Here is a 19,501-nt window from a genome sequence, read left to right on the forward strand (position 1 = left end):
GCTGGCTTACATCATGCCGCCCATGCCACCCATGCCGCCCATGTCAGGCATGCCAGCAGCTGGCTTGTCTTCCGGCAGGTCGGCAACCATGGCTTCGGTGGTGATCATCAGACCGCCGATCGAAGCAGCAGCTTGCAGCGCCGAGCGAGTAACCTTGGCTGGGTCCAGGATGCCCATCTCGATCATGTCGCCGTATTCACCGGTAGCAGCGTTGTAGCCGAAGTTGCCCGAACCTTGCTTGACCTTGTCAGCAACCACGCTTGGCTCATCACCGGCGTTGGCAGTGATCTGGCGCAGCGGGGATTCAACAGCGCGACGCAGCAGCGCGATACCGACGTTCTGGTCTTCGTTGTCGCCTTTCAGGTCGACGATGGCCGCCAGGGCGCGAACCAGGGCAACACCACCGCCAGGCACCACGCCTTCTTCAACGGCTGCACGGGTAGCGTGCAGGGCGTCTTCAACGCGGGCTTTCTTCTCTTTCATTTCAACTTCGGTGCCGGCACCGACCTTGATCACGGCAACACCGCCAGCCAGCTTGGCCAGACGCTCTTGCAGCTTCTCACGGTCGTAGTCCGAGGAAGTTTCTTCGATCTGGGCACGGATCTGCTTGACGCGTGCTTCGATCTCGGTGTCAGCGCCAGCACCGTCGATGATGGTGGTGTTTTCCTTGGACAGGATGACGCGCTTGGCGTTACCCAGGTGCTCCAGGGTAGCGGTTTCCAGGGACAGGCCGATTTCTTCGGAGATGACCTGGCCGCCAGTCAGGACGGCGATGTCCTGCAGCATGGCCTTGCGGCGATCGCCGAAGCCTGGAGCCTTGACTGCAGCAACCTTGACGATGCCGCGCATGTTGTTGACTACCAGGGTAGCCAGCGCTTCACCTTCAACGTCTTCGGCAACGATCAGCAGTGGGCGGCCGGCCTTGGCAACGGCTTCCAGAACTGGCAGCAGCTCACGGATGTTGGAGATTTTCTTGTCGACCAGCAGCAGCAGTGGGCCTTCCAGCTCGGCAACCATGGTGTCCGGCTTGTTGACGAAGTACGGCGACAGGTAGCCGCGGTCGAACTGCATGCCTTCTACGACGGACAGTTCGTTTTCCAGGCCCGAGCCTTCTTCAACGGTGATCACGCCTTCTTTACCGACTTTTTCCATGGCTTCGGCGATGATTTCACCGATGGAGTTGTCGGAGTTGGCAGAGATGGTACCTACCTGGGCGATGGCCTTGGAGTCGGCGCATGGCTTGGACAGGTTCTTCAGCTCGGCAACAACGGCAGCAGTGGCCTTGTCGATACCGCGCTTCAGGTCCATCGGGTTCATGCCGGCAGCGACGGCTTTCAGGCCTTCGTTGACGATGGCCTGAGCCAGAACGGTAGCGGTGGTGGTGCCGTCACCGGCAGCGTCGTTGGCCTTGGAAGCAACTTCCTTGACCAGCTGGGCGCCCATGTTTTCGAAAGCGTCTTTCAGCTCGATTTCTTTGGCGACGGAAACGCCGTCCTTGGTGATGGTCGGCGCGCCGAAGCTCTTGGCCAGTACCACGTTACGGCCTTTCGGGCCCAGGGTCGCTTTTACCGCGTCAGCCAGAACGTTGACACCAACCAGCATTTTCTTACGGGCGGAATCACCAAATTTTACGTCTTTAGCAGCCATGATCGTTTAATCCTTGAAAAACTTTGGAGTAACGGGAAGTCGGGGGAAATCAGCCTTCGACAACGGCGAGGATTTCGTTCTCGGCCATGACCAGCAGGTCTTCGCCATCGACTTTCACGGTGTTGCTGCCCGAGTACGGGCCGAAAACCACTTTGTCACCCACTTTCACGGCCAGCGCGCGAACTTCGCCGTTGTCCAGGACGCGACCGGTGCCGACGGCTACAACTTCGCCGCGGTTTGGTTTTTCAGCGGCCGAACCCGGCAGGACGATACCGCCAGCGGTTTTCGATTCTTCTTCGCTGCGACGGATGACTACGCGGTCATGCAGAGGACGAAGTTTCATTGTCGATCTCTCCCAAATTGTGGTTTTCATCGGCCGGTTCGACACCGGCGGTTTTGATGCTGTCCGGCGTTGCCGGGGGTGGCCCGCTGTGAGCGAACCACCTGTGTAATGTCTGGTGTTGCCACCAGAAACCTTGCGGTGACCACATACATGAGGCCGCCACATCCAATTACAAGGCTCGAGATAGAAAAATTTTCATCAGGCCAAAAAAACCGGGGCCGCTTGCGCGGCCCCGGTCCTTTTACTTGTCGCGGCGCTCGTACTCGCCTTCGATCACGTTCGGGCGGTGGCCGCCATCACGCGGCTGCGCCTGGAAGGGGTCATCCTGGAATGCACGCTGGCGCATGGCCTGGGCCTCGGCACGCTCGCGCATCTTGCGCGCCGCCAGGCGGCGGGTGAATGGCAGCAGGCACAGCACACCCAGCACGTCGCTGATGAAGCCGGGCAGCAACAACAGGCCACCACCCACGGCCAGCATCATGCCCTGGAACATGTCCTCGGCGGGCAACTCACCGCGCTGCAGGCTTTCACGGGCGCGCAATGCAGTCGCCAGGCCGGCCACCCGCATGACCAGTACACCCAAGGCGGAGCCGGCGATGATCAGCAGCAACGCTGGAAAGAAACCGATTGCCGCGCTGACCTTCACGAAGACGAACAGCTCCAGCACAGGAAAAATCAGAAACAGCAGTAGAAAAGCACGCATCAAGGGTTCCTCGACGGAAGATAACCTTCCAATAAGACCTCAAATGGATGCCTGCGCTCCAGATTTCAACCCTCGGCTTGCATCACAAGCGGCCAATTGTCGGCGCGAGCCAGCAAAACCAAGGCCTCGCGGACTTGTGTCGGCGTGTTGCAAGTAGTGGGGAAAGGCAACCAGTGCACGGCCTGGCCGATGCGCAGGTGCATGCCTTCACTGTCTACCCCAACCATCTGCGCCGGTACGTGCTGTGGCAACCCGGTCAATTCGACGTAGTGGGCAATGGCACTGGCGTGATCGCTGTTCATGTGTTCGATCATGCTCCCCTCGGCCTTGCCCGCGAACGGGTTGGCCAAGGTCACATGGTCAAGCCAGTGGATCGCACCGAAGCCGCCGATGTAGCGGTGGCGCACCGGTTGCAGCACCCAGAAATCGAAGTCGTGGGCCTTGTGGTAGTTGGCCGCATCCGGGAAATAGCGGTAATAGCGTTCGGCGGCGGCCTCGATGACGGCCTCGTCGACCAGCTTGTGCGCTTCGGCCATCACCGTCAGGCGCCCTACCGCCTGCACATCCTCGGCCTCGCGCTCACCCACCAACAGCGAACACTTGGGGTCCTTCTGCAGGTTGTGGGTGTGCTGGGCAATACGGCTGATCAGAATCAGCGGGTTGCCCTGGGCGTCCAGGCAGTACGGCACGACCGAACCGAAGGGGTAGCCAGGCATCGACCTGGAATGTGTCGAAAGCACGCCGCGGTACTCCTTGAGCAGCAGTTCCCGGGCGGGGCGAATGGCGTTGGTACTCACTTGAGGGCGGCTCCTGGCGGACGGGTTGGGGACAAGATAAGCATTATCAGCTGCCTGTGCCACTGACCTGCATCCAGACGCCTTACCAGGTAACGCCGAAGCCCGCGGTATAGCGTGTCTTGTCCAGGTCACTCTCACGCGTGCCGGTGATGATATCCTTCTCCGCCTTGAGGTTGAGCGAGGCCCACTCGGTGACCTTGTAACGCAGGCCAACCTCGGCATCCAGCGAGTAGTCGGCCACGCCACCCAGCGGCTTGGCGAACTCGCCGTTGGTGAACAGTTGCACGTTCTTGCCGATCAGGTAGCGGGTGTAATCCCACTTCACGGCCGCAGAATAGAAATTATCCTTGCCGCCGTCCCGATACTCGAAATCAGTGCGGTTGATCAGTGAGCCCAGCGAGAACGCACCCAGCTCATCGTCCCAGAACTGGTAACCCGGGCCGGTACCCACGGTGCGCTGGCGGGCCAGGTCTTCGATGTGATCGCGCTTGTATTCCGCACGCCCCTGCCAGAACCACTTATCGGTAATGAAGCGGTCCAGCGCGTACTCGGCGCTCCAGTTGTTGGTGGTGGTGACGTCGTCCTTGGTCTCGCGGTTGTACTCACCCTCGGCGTTGTGTCGCCAGCGGCCATGGCGGGCAGTGGTCTTGAAGCCTACGTCGTAATCGTCGGTGTCGTTCTCGGCGCGCTTGTAGTCCAGCGCCACGTCGACATTGCCTTTCCACACGAAATCCTCGACCAACGGCTTGGGCTTCATGATCTGCTCGATACTGGCCAGCTCCACCGTCTTCGGTGCCTCGCCATTGGCCAAGGTCACCTTGCCTGGCTCTGCCGCCTTGAGCGACTTGGCTTTCTCTCCGCTGTAGGCGTCCTGCTTGACCAGCATCTCCTGGTCGCTTTCCAGCGTCTGGACCTGTTTCCAGTCCAGGGCGATGGACCCGCCATAAGGGGTTTCCAGCAGCAGCTTGCCGCCGTCGAATACCTTGATCTTGCCACTTAGCCGGTCACCGTTCTTCATCCACACAGTGTCGGCCAACACCGGAGAGGCACACAGGGAAACAGCAAGAAGGCACAACAAGGATCTAGAATTCATAAACGGGCTTTGTTTGCGGACTATGGGTTCGATTTGACGAAAAAGCCGGGCATTATCCAGATACCCACGACCAGAGCAAGGACAGACCGGGAGTATGCCGTTGAGTTCAACTCTCATTTACCAGACCACCGGTCCGGTTTCATCTGCAGCCCAAGGCGGGCGAGATGTCTGATGGATATGAGCACGCCCTTGATTCGGCCGAGGGCCGACGAACGGCGCTGTATTCAGTACTGGGCCAAGTGCCACCCGGCAAGGTGGTGAGCTATGGCCAACTGGCCGAACTGGCCGGGCTTGGCCGTGCGGCGCGCTGGGTGGGGCGTACCCTGGGGCAGTTGCCTGCAGACACACGCCTGCCTTGGCACCGGGTGCTCGGTGCAGGTGGCCGGCTGAGCCTGCCGCTGGGCACCCCGTCGGGCGATGAACAAAGGGCGCGGTTACGCGGGGAAGGTGTGAATGTAAGCAACAATCGTGTGGATATGACGCGCCATGGCTGGCGCCCAATGGAGCACAGCGGTTAGAGTGCGCGCTTTGTTTTCGAAAACTTGAGGCAGATGTTGGCCCATGCCCCGTAAAACCTGGCGCGCTGCGCTTGCTGCCTATGCCAGCCCGTCAACATTGGTACTTTTGCTACTCGGTTTCGCCGCCGGCCTGCCCTACATGCTGGTGTTCTCGACCCTGTCGGTATGGTTGCGCGAAGCCGGCGTTGCCCGTGAAACCATCGGTTATGCCAGCCTGATTGGCTTGGCCTACGCCTTCAAGTGGGTCTGGTCACCGCTGCTCGACCAATGGCGCTTGCCGCTGCTTGGCGGCCTCGGGCGCCGGCGTTCGTGGCTGCTGTTGTCGCAAGCGCTGGTGGTGATCGGGCTGGTCGGCATGAGCCTGTGCGACCCGCAACAACACCTCTCCTGGCTGATTGCCATGGCCGTACTGGTGGCTTTCGCCTCGGCTACCCAGGACATTGCTGTCGACGCCTACCGCCTGGAAATCGCTGACGACCAGCGCCAGGCCGCGCTCGCAGCCAGTTACATGGCCGGCTACCGGGTGGCTGCCTTGCTCGCCACGGCCGGTGCCCTGTTCTTCGCCGAGTGGTTCGGCTCTACCGGCTTCAGCTACCTGCACAAGGCCTGGGCCGGCACGTACGTGATGTTCGGGGTGATGATGCTGCCCGCCCTGTTCACCACGTTGGTCATGCGCGAACCACCAGTGCCCATGCGCACCCAGCTGTCGGCAGCGCGCTACGGGCTGGTGCACCAGATGGCTTCGGTGTTCGTGCTGATCATCCTGCTGGTCTCGGTACCGGCCAGCTTCACCCAGATGTTCAATACCGGCTGGTCCAGCGTGGTCTCCGGTGATGCCACGCCGCTGGACCTGCTGCTGGAAGACCGAGCCTTCCTGCGCCTGATCCTCTACGTGCTGCTGACCTGGGCCTGCCTGTCGAGCCTCGGCCGTCGCGGCCTGGCTCCCGTGCTGACCCCGATCAACGACTTCATCACCCGCTACCGCTGGCAAGCTCTGCTGCTGCTGGGCCTGATCGCCACCTATCGCATGTCGGACACGGTGATGGGGGTGATGGCCAACGTGTTCTATATCGACATGGGCTTCACCAAGGACCAGATTGCCAGCGTCAGCAAGATCTTCGGCCTGATCATGACGCTGGTCGGCGCCGGGGTTGGCGGCCTGCTGATCGTACGCTTCGGCATCATGCCCATCCTGTTCATTGGCGGCGTAGCCTCTGCCGGCACCAACATCCTGTTCCTGATGTTGGCTGACATGGGGCCGAACCTGGAAATGCTGGTGGTGACCATCTCACTGGACAACTTCAGCTCCGGCATGGCTACCTCGGCCTTTGTCGCCTACCTGTCAAGCCTGACCAACCTGAAGTTCTCGGCGACCCAGTACGCGCTGCTCAGTTCGATCATGCTGCTGTTGCCGCGGCTGATCGGCGGGTATTCGGGCGTAATTGTGGAGAAGTTCGGCTACCACGACTTCTTCCTGATCACGGCGCTGCTGGGGGTGCCTACGCTGATCCTGATCGCCCTGCAGTGGCATCAGGAAGCCGGGCGGGGGACGCCGGTGGCGGACGACCACTCGGTGGCTGAGCGGCCCTGAAGCTTTGTATTGCCTGTGCTGGCCTCTTCGCGGGTAAACCCGCTCCTACAAGGCGGCGCGGCCCTGTGTAGGAACGGGTTTACCCGCGAAGAGGCCGGGCCGCGTTGCCTTGTAGGAGCGGGTTTACCCGCGAAGAGGCCGGCACAGGCAATACCGATTATCGAGCTACAGCCCCTTCCCCAGGCCGCCCACCCACCACAAACCACAGCGGCCACAGCGCCAACGCCCCCGCCACCCCCGCCGCCAGGGCAAAATGTAGCAAGCTGGCACCGGCGCCAATCATCGCCAGCAGCGCACCGCCGAGCCCCAGCAAGGCAATGGTGATCATCCCCAGCATGGCCGAAACCAGCCCCTTGCTCTGCTCACTGGAGAACAGCGTCATGCGGTACAGCACCGCATTGGCCACGCCCAACCCCAGCGCGTACAGCGACATGCCGGCCACCACACTGGTCACGCTCGGCCAGCGCCAAGTCGCCAGCACCATCAGGCACAGGCCAGCCAGGTATGGCCAGAGCGCGCCACGCACCAGGGCTGGCAGCGGGTAGCGATCGGCAATACGGTTGATGATCAGGTTACCGAGGATCAGGCCGCCAAAGACCGGCAACTGCCACAAGGCATACTCCAGGGTACTCAATCCCTCATCGTGAATCAGCAGCACCGGCGACAGGCCAATCCAGCCAATCAGCGGCAAGCCGACCAACCCAAGGGCAGCGCTGCCTGCAACGAAGGGGCGGTTGCCCAGCAGCTGGCCATAGCCCGCCAACAGTGGCAGCAGGTGAATAGGCGTGAACGCCAGCCGCGAACCGTCACGGCGCTCCACGCCCAGGGTTTCCGGCATCAGCCGGTACAGCAGCAGCCAGGCCAGCACCGCGCCGATGGCGAACGCCACGAACAGCCAGCGCCAGTCCAGCCATTGCAGCAGCAAGGTGCCCACCAGCGGCCCGAGCAGGGGCGACAGCAAGGCGATGTTGGCCAACAGGGCCATCATGCGTACGGCATCAGCCTCGCTGAAAGCCTCGTTCAGGGCTGGGTAGCTGACGGTGACCACAAAGCCCAGGCCAATGCCCTGCAACAGACGCAACAGGTTGAACAGGCCGATGTCCTGGACCCAGAAGGTAGCCAGGCAGGCCAGGCCAAAGAATGCGCAGCCGACCAGCAGCAACGGGCGCCGTCCATAACGGTCGGCCAACGGGCCGATCAGCCATTGCAGTACCACGCCCCCCAGCAGGTACAGGTTGAGGGCATGGGGTATGTATTCGGGGCTGGCGTCGAGGTCGTTGACCACGACAGGCATGGCCGGCATCACCGCATCGCTGGCCAGGTAGGTCAGCAGTTCGAACAGGGCCAGGGTCAGGCCGAACAGCAAGGCACGCAGAGGGGTGATATACAGCAATGGTTTCATGATGGCGTATCGGGTGTGGCGGGCGGGGTCACGCTATATGCCAGAAATGGCTGGAAATTGCTGTGAGCAAGTGTAATCAGGGTCGGAAAAAGCTGGGGCCGCTTTGCGCCCCTTCGCGGGCAAGCCCGCTCCTACACAGAACACGCATGTCCTCGTAGGCGCGGGCTTGCCCGCGAAGGGGCGCAAAGCGGCCCCGGCTTTAACGCGGTATTACTGCGTTGCAGTCTCCTGCACCACGCGAATAACCCGCTGCGGAAACGGAATATCGATCCCTTCGGCCTTCAACCGGTCACGCGCATACTCGTTGAGCATGAACATCACATCCCAGTAATCGGAGGTCTTGGTCCACAAGCGCAGCGATACGGTGATCGAGCTGTCGCCCAGCGTCGACACGACCGCCTGCGGTGCCGGGTCTTGCAGAACACGCGGGTCCTTTGCCAGCTCCAGCAACACATTGCGGGCCTTCTGCAGGTCCGCCTCGTAGTCAACGCCCACATCGAACACCACCTTGCGCGTCGGCTGGCGGTTGGTGTTGGTAATGATGCCGTTGGACAGGCTGCCATTGGGCATGATGACCGTCTTGTTGTCACCGGTGCGCAGCACGGTGTGGAAGATCTGGATACTGTCGACGGTGCCGGCAACGCCCTGCGCCTCGATCCAGTCACCGATACGGAACGGGCGGAACATCAGGATCAGCACACCACCGGCGAAGTTCGCCAGGCTGCCCTGCAAGGCAAGGCCGATGGCCAGGCCTGCGGCACCGATGGCGGCGACGAACGAGGTGGTCTCGATGCCGATCATCGAGGCCACGCTGACCAACAGCAGCACCTTCAGCACAATGTTCGCCAGGGTACTGATGAAGCCCTGCAGCGCCAGGTCGGCGTTGCGCAGGCCAACCAGCTTGCCGAGGCGGGCGCTGACCTTGTTGATGATCCACCAGCCAACCGCCAAGGTCAGCAGTGCCAGCAGCACACGGCTGCCGTATTCCATGATCAAAGGGATCCACGTCTGGGATTGGCGGACGAGCTGGTCGACCTCAGCGTTCAAATCCATATTCATCTCCTGATGCCGAGTGGCAAGTACACGGTAGAACAGGCCGCGCGTGTTATTACGCAACCCCGGCCCCCATGGACATCATTTGGCCATCGGGGTTCCGGCCCCCCCGCATCAGTCGCGGAAGTTGTTGAACTGCAGCGGCATGTCGAATTCCTTGGTGCGCAGCAGGGCAATCGCTTCCTGCAGATCGTCACGTTTCTTGCCGGTTACCCGTACCTGCTCACCCTGGATGGCGGCCTGTACTTTCAGCTTGCCATCCTTGATGGTGGCAACGATCTTTTTTGCCAGGTCCTTGTCGATGCCTTCGCGGAACTTGGCTTCCTGTTTCTTTTCCTTGCCAGAGGCGTAGGGGTCCTTGGTTTCCAGGCACTTCACGTCGATCTTGCGCTTGACCAGTGCAAGGCGCAGGATCTCCAGCATCGCCTCGAGCTGGAACTCTTCCTCAGCAGTGAGCATCACGGTCTGCTCTTTGTCCTTGAACTCGAAGGTGCCTTTGCCCTTGAGGTCGTAGCGGCGGTCCAGTTCCTTGATGGCGTTGTCGACCGCGTTCTGCACTTCGTGCTTGTCCAGTTCCGATACCACGTCGAACGAAGGCATGGTTGTTCTCCCAAAATAAAAGCGCGCTCAGGCTGAAGATGGAGCGCGCTGGGTTTGAAGGTTAAAATGCGGGCTCATTATAACGGGTTGCGAAACGCATATGAGCAGCACCTGGCATATTCTCGGCGCCGGTAGCCTTGGCAGTCTGTGGGCCTGCCGGCTGGCACGCGCCGGCAAGGCTGTGCGCCTGATCCTGCGTGACGGACAACGGCTGCAGGCCTATCAGCAGGCCGGTGGCCTGACCCTGGTCGAGCAGGACCAAACCCGGCGCTACGCCATACCGGCCGAAACGGCGCAAGCGCAAGGCCCGATCCACCGGCTGCTGGTGGCCTGCAAGGCCTATGACGCTGCCCCGGCGATTGCCGGTCTAGCACCTCGGCTGGCCGAGAGCGCCGAAGTGCTGCTGTTGCAGAATGGCCTGGGCAGCCAGGATGAAGTCGCCGACCTGGTGCCGCACGCTCGCTGCATCTTCGCCTCCAGCACCGAAGGCGCCTTCCGCGAGGGGGACTGGCAAGTGCGTTTTGCCGGCCATGGCTTCAACTGGCTAGGCGACCCACGAAGCCCCCTGCTCCCCGCCTGGTTCGATGACCTGCACGAGGCCGGTATCCCCGCTGAGTGGACAGTAGACATACTGACCCGCCTGTGGCGCAAGTTGGCGCTCAATTGCGCCATCAACCCGCTGACCGTGCTTCACGATTGCCAGAATGGCGGGCTGCTGGGGCACCTAGGTGAAGTGCAAGCCCTGTGCGTCGAACTGGCCCGACTGCTGCGCCGTTGCGGCCAGCCGCAAGCAGCCGAGGGGCTGGACGAAGAAGTGCAGCGGGTAATCCTCGCCACCGCAGCCAACTACTCTTCCATGTACCAGGACGTGCATGCAGGACGACGCACCGAGTTGCACTACCTGCTCGGCCATGCTTGCCGCGCTGCGGGCCGTCATGGCCTGCAACTGCCGCAGCTGGAACACCTGCTGCAGCGCTTGGTCGAAAACCTGCGCGCGCGTGGTTTGCCCTGCGACTGACGCGGCCCTTCAACCGGATACGGACATTGCCTTGCCCATGACCTTGCGCCAACGCCTGGAAAACCTCCCGGTCGGGCAGAAGCTGCTGGCGGCCCTGCTGGTATTGCTGGTGACCATCTTGCTGATGGCCAACCTCACCTTCATCAGCGCCGCCTACTGGATCACCCAGGAAAGCATGGCGCCCCAGGCCATGCACACCATCGGCCGGCTGGTGGCCAATCCACAGCTTGCAGCCCGCGCCGGCGACACCCCGGACACGGCCCGTGCCCTGCTCAAGGAACTGGACAGTTACACACCGCTGCGCGCCGCCGCCATCTACGGTGGCGATGGCCGAATGCTGGCGCAGTTGCAGCATGGCGAGCCGCTGGCCCTGCCCAAGCGTTTTCGCAACATCGACGGCTGGCGCCTGATGGAGTTTCGCAGCACTCAGTTGATCCGCATCCCCCGCGATGCCAACCCACCGGCACATTTGCTGTTGGTAGCCAGCAGCGAACTGCCCACGGCCTTCTACACCGGCACACTCAGTGCCAGCCTGGGCATCCTGGTGTTCAGTATCCTGCTATGGATCGTCATCGCCCGGCAGATCAAACGCCTGATCACCCAACCGATCAACCAGCTTGAGGAACTCAGCCGCCAGGTTACCCGCGAAGAGAGCTACGCCTTGCGCGCCCAACGCGGCAATGATGATGAAATCGGCAGCCTGGCCGAGGCCTTCAACACCATGCTGTCGCGCATCGAGGCCCGCGAGCAGCAGCTCAAGAGCGCCCGCGACGAGTTCCAGAGTGCCTACGACCAGGCTCAGGGCCTTGCCGAAGAAACCCGCCACACTAACCGCAAGCTGGAACTGGAAGTACAGGTACGCAGCAAGATCGAGAAAAAGCTCACCGGTTTCCAGAACTACCTCAACAGCATCATCGACTCGATGCCCTCGGCACTGATTGCCCTCGACGAACAGCTCTACGTGACCCAATGGAACCACGAAGCCACGGTGCTTTCCGGCACGCCACTGGACGAGGCACTTAACCAGCCGGTGTTCATTGCGTTCGAGCCGCTGAAGCCGTTCCTCCCGCAACTGAAGGAAACCGTGGAAAAACATCGAGTGGCGAAGATCGAGCGGGTAACCTGGCCCAAGGGCGACGACCTGCGCCACTACGCCCTGACCTTCTACCCACTGACCGGCGGCGGCGGGCGCGGCGTGGTCATTCGTATCGACGACATCACCCAGCGTCTGTCATTGGAAGAAATGATGGTGCAATCGGAGAAAATGCTCTCGGTCGGGGGTCTGGCTGCCGGCATGGCGCACGAAATCAACAACCCGCTGGGCGCTATCCTGCACAACGTGCAGAACATTCGCCGGCGCCTGTCGTCCGACCTGCCGCGCAACCAGGAACAGGCCGAAGAGCTGGGCATCGACCTGGCCACGATCAACCGCTACCTGGACAGCCGCGAGGTGCCGCAACTGCTCGACGGCATTCAGCAGGCCGGCGCCCGGGCGGCGAAGATCGTCACCCACATGCTCAGCTTCAGCCGCCGCAGCAACCGCCAGCTGGTGCCATGCGAGCTGCCGGCACTGATCGATCAGGCGCTTGAAATTGCCGGCAATGACTTCGATCTGGCCATCGGCTTCGACTTCAAGGGGCAAGCCATCGTGCGCCAGTTCGACCCCGACCTGGGGCCGGTGCCATGCACCGCCAACGAGCTGGAACAAGTACTGCTCAACTTGCTGAAGAACGCAGCCCAGGCCATCCACCAACGCCCGCAACCCAGCGAGCCCGGACGCATCACACTGCGCACCCGGCTAAACCCGCCATGGGCGGAAATCCAGGTCGAAGACAACGGCGTCGGCATGCCCGAGGCGGTGCGCAAGCGCACCTTCGAGCCGTTCTTCACCACCAAGGAAATCGGCCAGGGTACCGGGCTGGGCCTGTCGGTCTCTTACTTCATCATCACCAACAACCACAAGGGGCAGATGGAAGTGCAATCCACGCCAGGCCAAGGCACCTGCTTTACCCTACGCCTGCCCCTCACCCAGCCGGCAGCGGCGGTGCCGGCCAGAACGGAGCAATGACATGGGCTACCGCCTTTCGAAGATCTATACCCGCACCGGCGACAAAGGCGAAACCGGCCTGGGCGACGGCCGTCGGGTGCCCAAGGACCACCCGCGGATCGAAGCGATTGGCGAGGTGGACAGCCTGAACAGCCAGTTGGGGTTGCTGCTGGCGGGGCTCGCCGAGCATGGGCTGAATGAAGTGACCACAGTGCTGGCGCCGTGTCAGCACCGCTTGTTCGACCTGGGTGGCGAGCTGGCGATGCCCAGTTACCAGGCGTTGACCCTGGCGGAAGTGGAACGCCTGGAGGCGGCCATCGATGTGTGGAACGAAGAGTTGGGGCCGCTGAAGAACTTCATTCTGCCCAGTGGTTCGGCGCTGGTGGCGCAGGCGCATGTGTGCCGCAGTCTGGCGCGCAGTGCAGAGCGCCGGTGTCAGCAGTTGAATGCCATGGAGCCGCTGGAAGGCGTTGGTCTGGCGTATATCAACCGGCTTTCCGATCTATTGTTCGTGGCGGCGCGGATCATCGGGCGGCGCCAGGGGGTGGCTGAGGTTTTGTGGCAGCCCGCCGAGAAACCCAAAGGCTGATACTTCTGGGGCTGCTTTGCAGCCCATTCGCGGGCAAGCCCGCGAATGGGCCCCGCAGCGGCCCCTGTTACAGGAGACTCAAACCTCGGGCCAGAACGCCCGAATCCCGGCTACACCCTGTGCCCCGGCTTCCCCGGCCTGCTCGCGCTCACCCGGCCCTACCCCACCCAGCAGGTAAACCGGCTTGTTGAACCCGGCAATCAACCGCTGCGCCTCATCCCATCCCAACGGCACCGCCTCTGGGTGAGTCTGGGTCGCCTGCACTGGCGACAGGGTGACAAAGTCCACGCCCATCTGCTCAGCCAGCGCCAGCTCTTCGGCACTGTGGCAGGATGCCGCCAACCAGCGCTCCTTGGGGAACGGCCGGCCCCTGGCGGCGTACTTGCGCAGCTGCGCGGCCGTCAGGTGCCAACCGGCCGCCGGGAAATCACCCAGCCATTCCAGTGGCCCTTTAAGCATCAGCTGCGCCTTGCCCGCACACAACCCGACCGCATCCACCGCCACGTCGCGGTACTTGGGGTCGTACATGTCCGGGGCACGCAACTGGATCAGGCGAATACCATTGGCCACCGCCTTCTGGATGCCCTTGAGCATTTGCGGCACTTCCAGGCCGTCCGGGGTGATCAGGTACTGGTCCGGCAGGCGCGCAGCGGCGACGATCGGCTTGTTGGCCTCGGGGAATTCGTACTGCGGCAAATCGCGCGGGGCAACCCACTCCAGCGGCTGGCCTTCGGCACCATGGGGTTCGCCAGTGAACGCTTCGACCTCGCGCACGTCCAGCAGCACCTGCTTGTCCGGGTAGTCATGGCTGACCTTGATCAGCGCACGCGACCGGCTTACCTCGATGCCCAGCTCCTCGCGCAGCTCGCGGGCAAGCGCCGCTTCGACGCTTTCGCCTTCTTCCACCTTGCCACCGGGGAACTCCCACAAGCCGCCCTGGTGCTGGGTATCGGCACGGCGTGCGATCAGAATACGGCCATCAGCACCGCGAATCACGGCAGCTACTACATGAATCCGTTTCACGCTTCACGCTCCTCCAGGCCTGCCTGTTGCCATGCCTGGAAGGCTGGCCATTGATAAATGGTCTCGATGTAGGCTGCCGCCTCGGCGGGGACTTCTACGCGGTAGGTGCGCAGGCGCACGGCCACCGGGGCAAAGAAGGCATCGGCCAGGCTTGCCTTGCCGAACAGGAACGGGCCGCTGTCCTTGGCCACCAGACGGCATTCGGACCACAGCGCAACGATACGGTCGATGTCGATTTGCACGTCCAGCGGCACGCTGTCCAGCGCCTGGTCGCGCGACAAGTCGAACGGCATGGCGCCGCGCAGGGCAAAGAAGCCGCTATGCATCTGCGCACAGGCCGAACGGGCCTGGGCACGCGCCGCCACATCGGCAGGCCACAGCTGGGCTTCGGGATGGCGTTCGTTGAGGTATTCGGCAATGGCCAGCGAGTCAGCGATCACACCGTGCTCGCTCATGAGCAGCGGCACCTTGCCGGTGGAGGAGAAAGCGAGGATGCGCTGGCGGGTATCAGGCTGGTTCAGCTTGATCAGGGTTTCTTCGTAGGGCACGCCAGCCAGCTCGAGGGCCAGGGCGCCACGCAGCGACCAGGAGGAGTACAGCTTGTCGCCGATGATCAGGTGATAGCTCATGGTTCGGCTCCATCAGGTTTGTATTGCAAAACCCGCAGGCCGCTGCGCGGCCTTTCGCGGGCAAGCCCGCTCCCACAGGGACCGCACCGCTCCTGCAGGCATTGCAACACCTGTGGGAGCGGGCGTGCCCGCGAAGAGGCCTTCGGATCAGTAGATCAGGTACGGTACTCGGCGTTGATCTTCACGTACTCGTGGGACAGGTCAGTCGTCCAGATGGTTTCGCTGCACTGGCCACGGCCCAGTTCGATTCGGATGGTGATCTCTTCCTGGGCCATCACTGCCGAACCCTGCGCTTCGGTATAGCTCGGGCTGCGGCCGCCTTTGCTCGCAATGCAAACGCTGTCCAGGTAAACATCGATCAGGCTCACATCCAGCTCCGGTACACCGGCACGGCCTACGGCAGCGAGGATACGGCCCCAGTTCGGGTCGGAAGCGAACAGCGCGGTCTTGATCAGCGGCGAGTGGGCCACGGCGTAGCCGACGTCCAGACACTCCTGGTGGTTACCACCACCGTTGACTTGCACGGTCACGAACTTGGTCGCGCCTTCGCCGTCACGGACGATGGCCTGGGCCACTTCCATGCACACTTCGAACACGGCCTTTTTCAGCGCTTCGAAGAGCGCGCCGCTGGCTTCGGTCACTTCCGGCAAGTCGGCCTTGCCGGTAGCGATCAGCATGCAGCAATCGTTGGTCGAGGTGTCACCATCGATCGTGATGCGGTTGAACGACTTGTTGGCGCCGTCCAGCATCAGGTCCTTGAGTACCTTTGGCGCCACCTTGGCGTCGGTAGCGATGTAGCCCAGCATGGTCGCCATGTTCGGGCGGATCATGCCTGCACCCTTGCTGATACCGGTAACGGTGACGGTCACGCCATCGTGCTGGAACTGGCGGCTGGCCCCCTTGGGCAGGGTGTCGGTGGTCATGATGCCGGTAGCGGCCTCAGCCCAGTTGTTTTCCGACAGGTTGTCGAGGGCGGCCTGCAGCGCGCCTTCGATCTTTTCGACCGGCAGCGGCTCGCCAATCACGCCGGTGGAGAACGGCAGTACCGACTCGGCCGGTACGCCAGCCAGTTCGGCCAACTTGGCGCAGGTGCGCTCGGCGGCGGCCAGGCCTGGCGCGCCGGTGCCGGCGTTGGCGTTACCCGTGTTGGTCAGCAGGTAGCGCACGGTGCCCTGTACACGCTGCTTGGACAGGATCACCGGCGCGGCGCAGAAGGCGTTGAGGGTGAACACGCCAGCCACGCTGGAGCCTTCGGCACAGCGCATGACCACCACATCCTTGCGCCCCGGGCGCTTGATACCGGCAGAAGCGATACCGAGTTCAAAACCCGGAACCGGGTGCAGGGTGGGCAAAGGACCAAGACCAACAGCCATTAGAGCGCTCCTAGAAAAAACGATGATGTCGAAAAAGGGGCCGCTTCGCGCCCCATCGCGACACAAGGCCGCCCCCACAAGGATCGCGCCCGTTCATGGACGAGCGCGGTACCTGTGGGAGCGGCCTTGTGTCGCGAAAGGGCCGCAAAGCGGCCCCAGGCTTGTACAACGTAAGGTTCAGATCACTCGATCTGACCATGGCAATGCTTGAACTTCTTGCCCGAACCACACCAGCACGGCTCGTTGCGGCCCAGCTTCTGGTCATTGCGTACTGGCGCCGAGGCTACCGCTACTTCGGCACCCTCCTCGCTCAGTTGCTCACTTTCCAGGCCCGGTGCAGCGGCGTGCTGGAATTGCATGCGACTCGCCAGCTCTTCGGCCTCGCGGCGCAGGCGGGCTTCTTCTTCGGCCGGGTCTTCGCGGCGAACCTGTACGTGCGACAGCACGCGGATGGTGTCGCGCTTGATCGACTCCAACAGCTCCTGGAACAGGCTGAACGACTCGCGCTTGTACTCCTGCTTCGGGTTCTTCTGCGCATAACCACGCAGGTGAATACCGTGACGCAGGTGGTCCATGGTCGACAGGTGGTCTTTCCACAGGTCGTCCAGTACACGCAGCAGAATCTGCTTCTCGAAGGTTCGCAGGGCGTCGAGACCGGCCTGGTCTTCCTTCTCGGTGTAGGCCGTGGTGATCTCGCTCAGCAGCTTCTCGCGCAGGGTCTCTTCGTAGAGGTGATCGTCCTCGTCGAGCCATTGCTGGATCGGCAACTTGATGGCGAAATCGCTGGCCAGCGAAGCCTCCAGGCCGGCTACGTCCCACTGCTCTGGCAGCGACTGCGGCGGAATGTGCTGGCTGATGGTAGCGTCCAGTACTTCCTTGCGGAATTCGACGATGGTGTCGCCAATGTTGTCGGCGGCCAGCAGGCTGTTGCGCATGTGGTAGATCACCTTGCGCTGCTCGTTGGCGACGTCGTCATATTCGAGCAATTGCTTACGAATGTCGAAGTTGCGGCCTTCGACCTTGCGCTGGGCTTTCTCGATAGCGTTGGTGACCATGCGGTGCTCGATGGCCTCGCCCGACTGCATGCCCAGTGCCTTCATGAAGTTCTTCACCCGGTCAGAGGCGAAGATGCGCATCAGGCTGTCTTCCAGCGACAGGTAGAAGCGGCTGGAGCCCGGGTCGCCCTGACGACCGGAGCGGCCGCGCAGCTGGTTGTCGATACGGCGCGATTCGTGGCGCTCGGAAGCGATTACATGCAGGCCACCCGTCTCGATCACTTGCTGGTGACGCTTCTGCCAGTCGGCCTTGATCTGGGCGATCTGCTCGGCTGTCGGGTTTTCCAGGGCAGCCACTTCGGCTTCCCAGTTACCGCCCAGCAGGATGTCGGTACCACGGCCAGCCATGTTGGTGGCGATGGTCAGTGCACCTGGCGCGCCTGCTTGCGCGATGATCTCGGCTTCCTTCTCGTGATACTTGGCGTTGAGCACCTTGTGGTCGATCCCTTCCTTTTTCAGGAGGTTGGACATGTGCTCGGAAGTTTCAATGGTCGCGGTACCCACCAGCACCGGGCGGCCCAGCTTCATGCTTTCCTTGATGTCGGCGATGATCGCGGCGTATTTCTCGTCAGCGGTCAGGTACACCAGGTCGTTGTAGTCCTTACGCGCCAATGGCTTGTTCGGCGGAATGACCATCACGTTCAGGCCATAGATCGACTGGAACTCGAACGCTTCGGTGTCGGCGGTACCGGTCATGCCGGACAGCTTGGTGTACAGGCGGAAGTAGTTCTGGAAGGTGGTCGAAGCCAGGGTCTGGCTCTCGGCCTGGATGTTCAGGTTCTCTTTTGCCTCGATGGCCTGGTGCAGGCCCTCGGACAGGCGACGGCCCGGCATGGTACGGCCGGTGTGTTCGTCGATCAGCAGAACCTGGCCGTCCTGGACGATGTACTCGACGTTGCGGTGGAACAGCTTGTGTGCACGAAGACCGGCGTAGACGTGTGTCAGCAAGCCCAGGTTGTGCGCGGAGTACAGGCTCTCGCCTTCAGCCAGCAGGCCCGCCTGGGCCAGCATCTCTTCGATGAACTGGTGACCGGCTTCGTTCAGCTCCACCTGGCGACTCTTCTCGTCGATGGTGAAGTGGCCTTCCTGGGTGACCTGGCCTTCGACCTCTTCAATGTGCTGGGTGAGGCGCGGGATCAGGCGGTTGATCTCGATGTACAGCTTGGAGCTGTCCTCGGCCTGACCGGAAATGATCAGCGGGGTACGCGCTTCGTCGATGAGAATGGAGTCGACTTCGTCGATCACGGCGAAGTTCAGTTCACGCTGGAACTTCTCGTCCTGGCTGAACGCCATGTTGTCGCGCAGGTAGTCGAACCCGAATTCGTTGTTGGTGCCGTAGGTGATGTCGGCTGCATAGGCGGCGCGCTTTTCTTCCGGCGGCTGGAAGGCCGAGACGATACCGACCGACAGACCGAGGAATTCGTACAGCGGGCGCATCCAGTTGGCGTCACGGCGCGCCAGGTAGTCGTTGACGGTGACCACATGCACGCCCTTGCCGGACAATGCGTTGAGGTAGACGGCCAGGGTACCGACCAAGGTCTTGCCTTCACCGGTGCGCATTTCTGCGATCATACCCTCGTGCAGGGTCATGCCGCCGATCAGCTGCACATCGAAATGGCGCATGCCCATGACGCGCTTGCCGGCCTCACGGGCAACGGCGAAGGCTTCGGGCAGCAATTGGTCCAGTGTCTCGCCTTTGGCCAGGCGCTCCTTGAACTCTGCAGTCTTGCCCCGCAGTTGCTCGTCGGAGAGGGCCACCATCTTCTCTTCGAAGGCATTGACGATACTCACCGTCTTGAGCATGCGTTTGACTTCACGCTCGTTCTTGCTTCCAAAAAGTTTTTTTAACAAAGGCGCAAACATATCGGCAGGATCTTCCACACGTAGGGATGGAGGGCGGCCCCATGAGTCGCCCGTGCAGCCCATAGGCCGCATGCGAACGAGCATTCTACCCGGAAACGATGGTGAGGAAAGTGGTGGATTTCCACGATGCTGATACAGCGTTTTGGCAGGGGCCTGT

17 protein-coding genes are annotated in these 19,501 nt (G+C 62.1%); 5 read left to right on the plus strand and 12 right to left on the minus strand.

Features of this window, described 5'->3' with window-relative positions; genetic code table 11:
* Window positions 1-6: 6 nt before the first annotated feature.
* The 5 genes from groL to ACZ889_RS27180 all read right to left on the minus strand — a co-directional run bounded on the left by groL (window position 7) and on the right by ACZ889_RS27180 (window position 4,583).
* On the minus strand, window positions 7-1,647 hold the full coding sequence (gene groL, locus ACZ889_RS27160; protein ID WP_003251907.1) for a chaperonin GroEL: 1,641 nt from the start codon (window positions 1,645-1,647) through the stop codon (window positions 7-9).
* A gap of 49 nt (window positions 1,648-1,696) precedes the next feature.
* On the minus strand, window positions 1,697-1,990 hold the full coding sequence (locus ACZ889_RS27165; RefSeq protein ID WP_003251905.1) for a co-chaperone GroES: 294 nt from the start codon (window positions 1,988-1,990) through the stop codon (window positions 1,697-1,699).
* 241 nt (window positions 1,991-2,231) lie between these two features.
* Window positions 2,232-2,693: an FxsA family protein gene (locus ACZ889_RS27170; RefSeq protein ID WP_003251903.1), complete on the minus strand. Its 462-nt coding sequence runs from the start codon at window positions 2,691-2,693 to the stop codon at window positions 2,232-2,234.
* 65 nt (window positions 2,694-2,758) lie between these two features.
* On the minus strand, window positions 2,759-3,490 hold the full coding sequence (locus tag ACZ889_RS27175; protein WP_476257983.1) for a HugZ family pyridoxamine 5'-phosphate oxidase: 732 nt from the start codon (window positions 3,488-3,490) through the stop codon (window positions 2,759-2,761).
* Window positions 3,491-3,572: 82 nt separating this feature from the next.
* A complete protein-coding gene (locus tag ACZ889_RS27180; RefSeq protein WP_129932867.1) occupies window positions 3,573-4,583 on the minus strand; it encodes a DUF481 domain-containing protein in 1,011 nt (336 codons plus the stop codon).
* 164 nt (window positions 4,584-4,747) lie between these two features.
* Between ACZ889_RS27180 and ACZ889_RS27185 the strand changes: the two genes are divergently transcribed.
* Both ACZ889_RS27185 and ACZ889_RS27190 read left to right on the plus strand, forming a co-directional pair.
* The gene (locus tag ACZ889_RS27185; RefSeq protein WP_020191618.1) at window positions 4,748-5,101 is read left to right on the plus strand and encodes an MGMT family protein; all 354 of its coding nucleotides are present in this window, start codon (window positions 4,748-4,750) and stop codon (window positions 5,099-5,101) included.
* Between the two features lie 43 nt (window positions 5,102-5,144).
* Window positions 5,145-6,692, plus strand: a complete 1,548-nt coding sequence (locus tag ACZ889_RS27190) for an AmpG family muropeptide MFS transporter (RefSeq protein WP_012053644.1) — start codon at window positions 5,145-5,147, stop codon at window positions 6,690-6,692.
* Window positions 6,693-6,849: 157 nt separating this feature from the next.
* On the opposite strand, the gene ACZ889_RS27195 is transcribed toward ACZ889_RS27190, so the two are convergent.
* The 3 genes from ACZ889_RS27195 to ACZ889_RS27205 all read right to left on the minus strand — a co-directional run bounded on the left by ACZ889_RS27195 (window position 6,850) and on the right by ACZ889_RS27205 (window position 9,747).
* Complete coding sequence (locus tag ACZ889_RS27195; protein ID WP_180689300.1) at window positions 6,850-8,094, minus strand: MFS transporter; 1,245 nt, start codon at window positions 8,092-8,094, stop codon at window positions 6,850-6,852.
* A 210-nt stretch (window positions 8,095-8,304) separates the two neighbouring features.
* Entirely contained in the window at window positions 8,305-9,147 is an 843-nt protein-coding gene (locus ACZ889_RS27200; protein WP_003251892.1) for a mechanosensitive ion channel family protein, read from the minus strand.
* Window positions 9,148-9,261: 114 nt separating this feature from the next.
* The gene (locus tag ACZ889_RS27205) at window positions 9,262-9,747 is read right to left on the minus strand and encodes a YajQ family cyclic di-GMP-binding protein (protein WP_003251890.1); all 486 of its coding nucleotides are present in this window, start codon (window positions 9,745-9,747) and stop codon (window positions 9,262-9,264) included.
* A 100-nt stretch (window positions 9,748-9,847) separates the two neighbouring features.
* On the opposite strand from ACZ889_RS27205, the gene ACZ889_RS27210 reads away from it, so the two are divergent.
* Genes ACZ889_RS27210 through ACZ889_RS27220 form a run of 3 tightly spaced genes read left to right on the plus strand, consistent with a single transcriptional unit; the run spans window position 9,848 to window position 13,401 of the window.
* A complete protein-coding gene (locus ACZ889_RS27210) occupies window positions 9,848-10,765 on the plus strand; it encodes a putative 2-dehydropantoate 2-reductase (RefSeq protein WP_054888620.1) in 918 nt (305 codons plus the stop codon).
* Between the two features lie 37 nt (window positions 10,766-10,802).
* Window positions 10,803-12,833 (plus strand): sensor histidine kinase, encoded by a 2,031-nt coding sequence (locus tag ACZ889_RS27215; protein WP_180690092.1) that lies wholly within the window; start codon window positions 10,803-10,805, stop codon window positions 12,831-12,833.
* Between the two features lies 1 nt (window position 12,834).
* The gene (locus tag ACZ889_RS27220) at window positions 12,835-13,401 is read left to right on the plus strand and encodes a cob(I)yrinic acid a,c-diamide adenosyltransferase (RefSeq protein ID WP_004575125.1); all 567 of its coding nucleotides are present in this window, start codon (window positions 12,835-12,837) and stop codon (window positions 13,399-13,401) included.
* Between the two features lie 78 nt (window positions 13,402-13,479).
* Here ACZ889_RS27220 and ACZ889_RS27225 read toward each other — a convergent pair whose 3' ends face one another.
* The 4 genes from ACZ889_RS27225 to secA all read right to left on the minus strand — a co-directional run bounded on the left by ACZ889_RS27225 (window position 13,480) and on the right by secA (window position 19,344).
* A complete protein-coding gene (locus ACZ889_RS27225) occupies window positions 13,480-14,424 on the minus strand; it encodes a Nudix family hydrolase (RefSeq protein ID WP_180689299.1) in 945 nt (314 codons plus the stop codon).
* On the minus strand, window positions 14,421-15,053 hold the full coding sequence (locus tag ACZ889_RS27230) for a glutathione S-transferase family protein (protein WP_054888618.1): 633 nt from the start codon (window positions 15,051-15,053) through the stop codon (window positions 14,421-14,423). Before ACZ889_RS27230 ends, ACZ889_RS27225 begins: the two co-directional genes overlap by 4 nt.
* 155 nt (window positions 15,054-15,208) lie before the next feature.
* Window positions 15,209-16,426 carry a bifunctional glutamate N-acetyltransferase/amino-acid acetyltransferase ArgJ gene (argJ, locus tag ACZ889_RS27235; protein ID WP_010952461.1) on the minus strand — a complete coding sequence of 406 codons (1,218 nt, stop codon included), beginning with the start codon at window positions 16,424-16,426 and terminating at the stop codon, window positions 15,209-15,211.
* A gap of 182 nt (window positions 16,427-16,608) precedes the next feature.
* The gene (secA, locus tag ACZ889_RS27240; protein WP_180689298.1) at window positions 16,609-19,344 is read right to left on the minus strand and encodes a preprotein translocase subunit SecA; all 2,736 of its coding nucleotides are present in this window, start codon (window positions 19,342-19,344) and stop codon (window positions 16,609-16,611) included.
* Between the last annotated feature and the right edge of the window lie 157 nt (window positions 19,345-19,501).

It is taken from the genome of Pseudomonas sp. TE3895 (assembly GCF_056278855.1).

Bases quoted from the DNA above. Each gene is read 5' to 3' on its own strand.
- groL (WP_003251907.1), bottom strand. From the start codon at position 1,647: ATGGCTGCTAAAGACGTAAAATTTGGTGATTCCGCCCGTAAGAAAATG.
- ACZ889_RS27165 (WP_003251905.1), bottom strand. From the start codon at position 1,990: ATGAAACTTCGTCCTCTGCATGACCGCGTAGTCATCCGTCGCAGCGAA.
- ACZ889_RS27170 (WP_003251903.1), bottom strand. From the start codon at position 2,693: ATGCGTGCTTTTCTACTGCTGTTTCTGATTTTTCCTGTGCTGGAGCTG.
- ACZ889_RS27180 (WP_129932867.1), bottom strand. From the start codon at position 4,583: ATGAATTCTAGATCCTTGTTGTGCCTTCTTGCTGTTTCCCTGTGTGCC.
- ACZ889_RS27185 (WP_020191618.1), top strand. From the start codon at position 4,748: ATGTCTGATGGATATGAGCACGCCCTTGATTCGGCCGAGGGCCGACGA.
- ACZ889_RS27190 (WP_012053644.1), top strand. From the start codon at position 5,145: ATGCCCCGTAAAACCTGGCGCGCTGCGCTTGCTGCCTATGCCAGCCCG.
- ACZ889_RS27195 (WP_180689300.1), bottom strand. From the start codon at position 8,094: ATGAAACCATTGCTGTATATCACCCCTCTGCGTGCCTTGCTGTTCGGC.
- ACZ889_RS27200 (WP_003251892.1), bottom strand. From the start codon at position 9,147: ATGGATTTGAACGCTGAGGTCGACCAGCTCGTCCGCCAATCCCAGACG.
- ACZ889_RS27205 (WP_003251890.1), bottom strand. From the start codon at position 9,747: ATGCCTTCGTTCGACGTGGTATCGGAACTGGACAAGCACGAAGTGCAG.
- ACZ889_RS27210 (WP_054888620.1), top strand. From the start codon at position 9,848: ATGAGCAGCACCTGGCATATTCTCGGCGCCGGTAGCCTTGGCAGTCTG.
- ACZ889_RS27215 (WP_180690092.1), top strand. From the start codon at position 10,803: ATGACCTTGCGCCAACGCCTGGAAAACCTCCCGGTCGGGCAGAAGCTG.
- ACZ889_RS27220 (WP_004575125.1), top strand. From the start codon at position 12,835: ATGGGCTACCGCCTTTCGAAGATCTATACCCGCACCGGCGACAAAGGC.
- ACZ889_RS27230 (WP_054888618.1), bottom strand. From the start codon at position 15,053: ATGAGCTATCACCTGATCATCGGCGACAAGCTGTACTCCTCCTGGTCG.
- argJ (WP_010952461.1), bottom strand. From the start codon at position 16,426: ATGGCTGTTGGTCTTGGTCCTTTGCCCACCCTGCACCCGGTTCCGGGT.
- secA (WP_180689298.1), bottom strand. From the start codon at position 19,344: ATGTTTGCGCCTTTGTTAAAAAAACTTTTTGGAAGCAAGAACGAGCGT.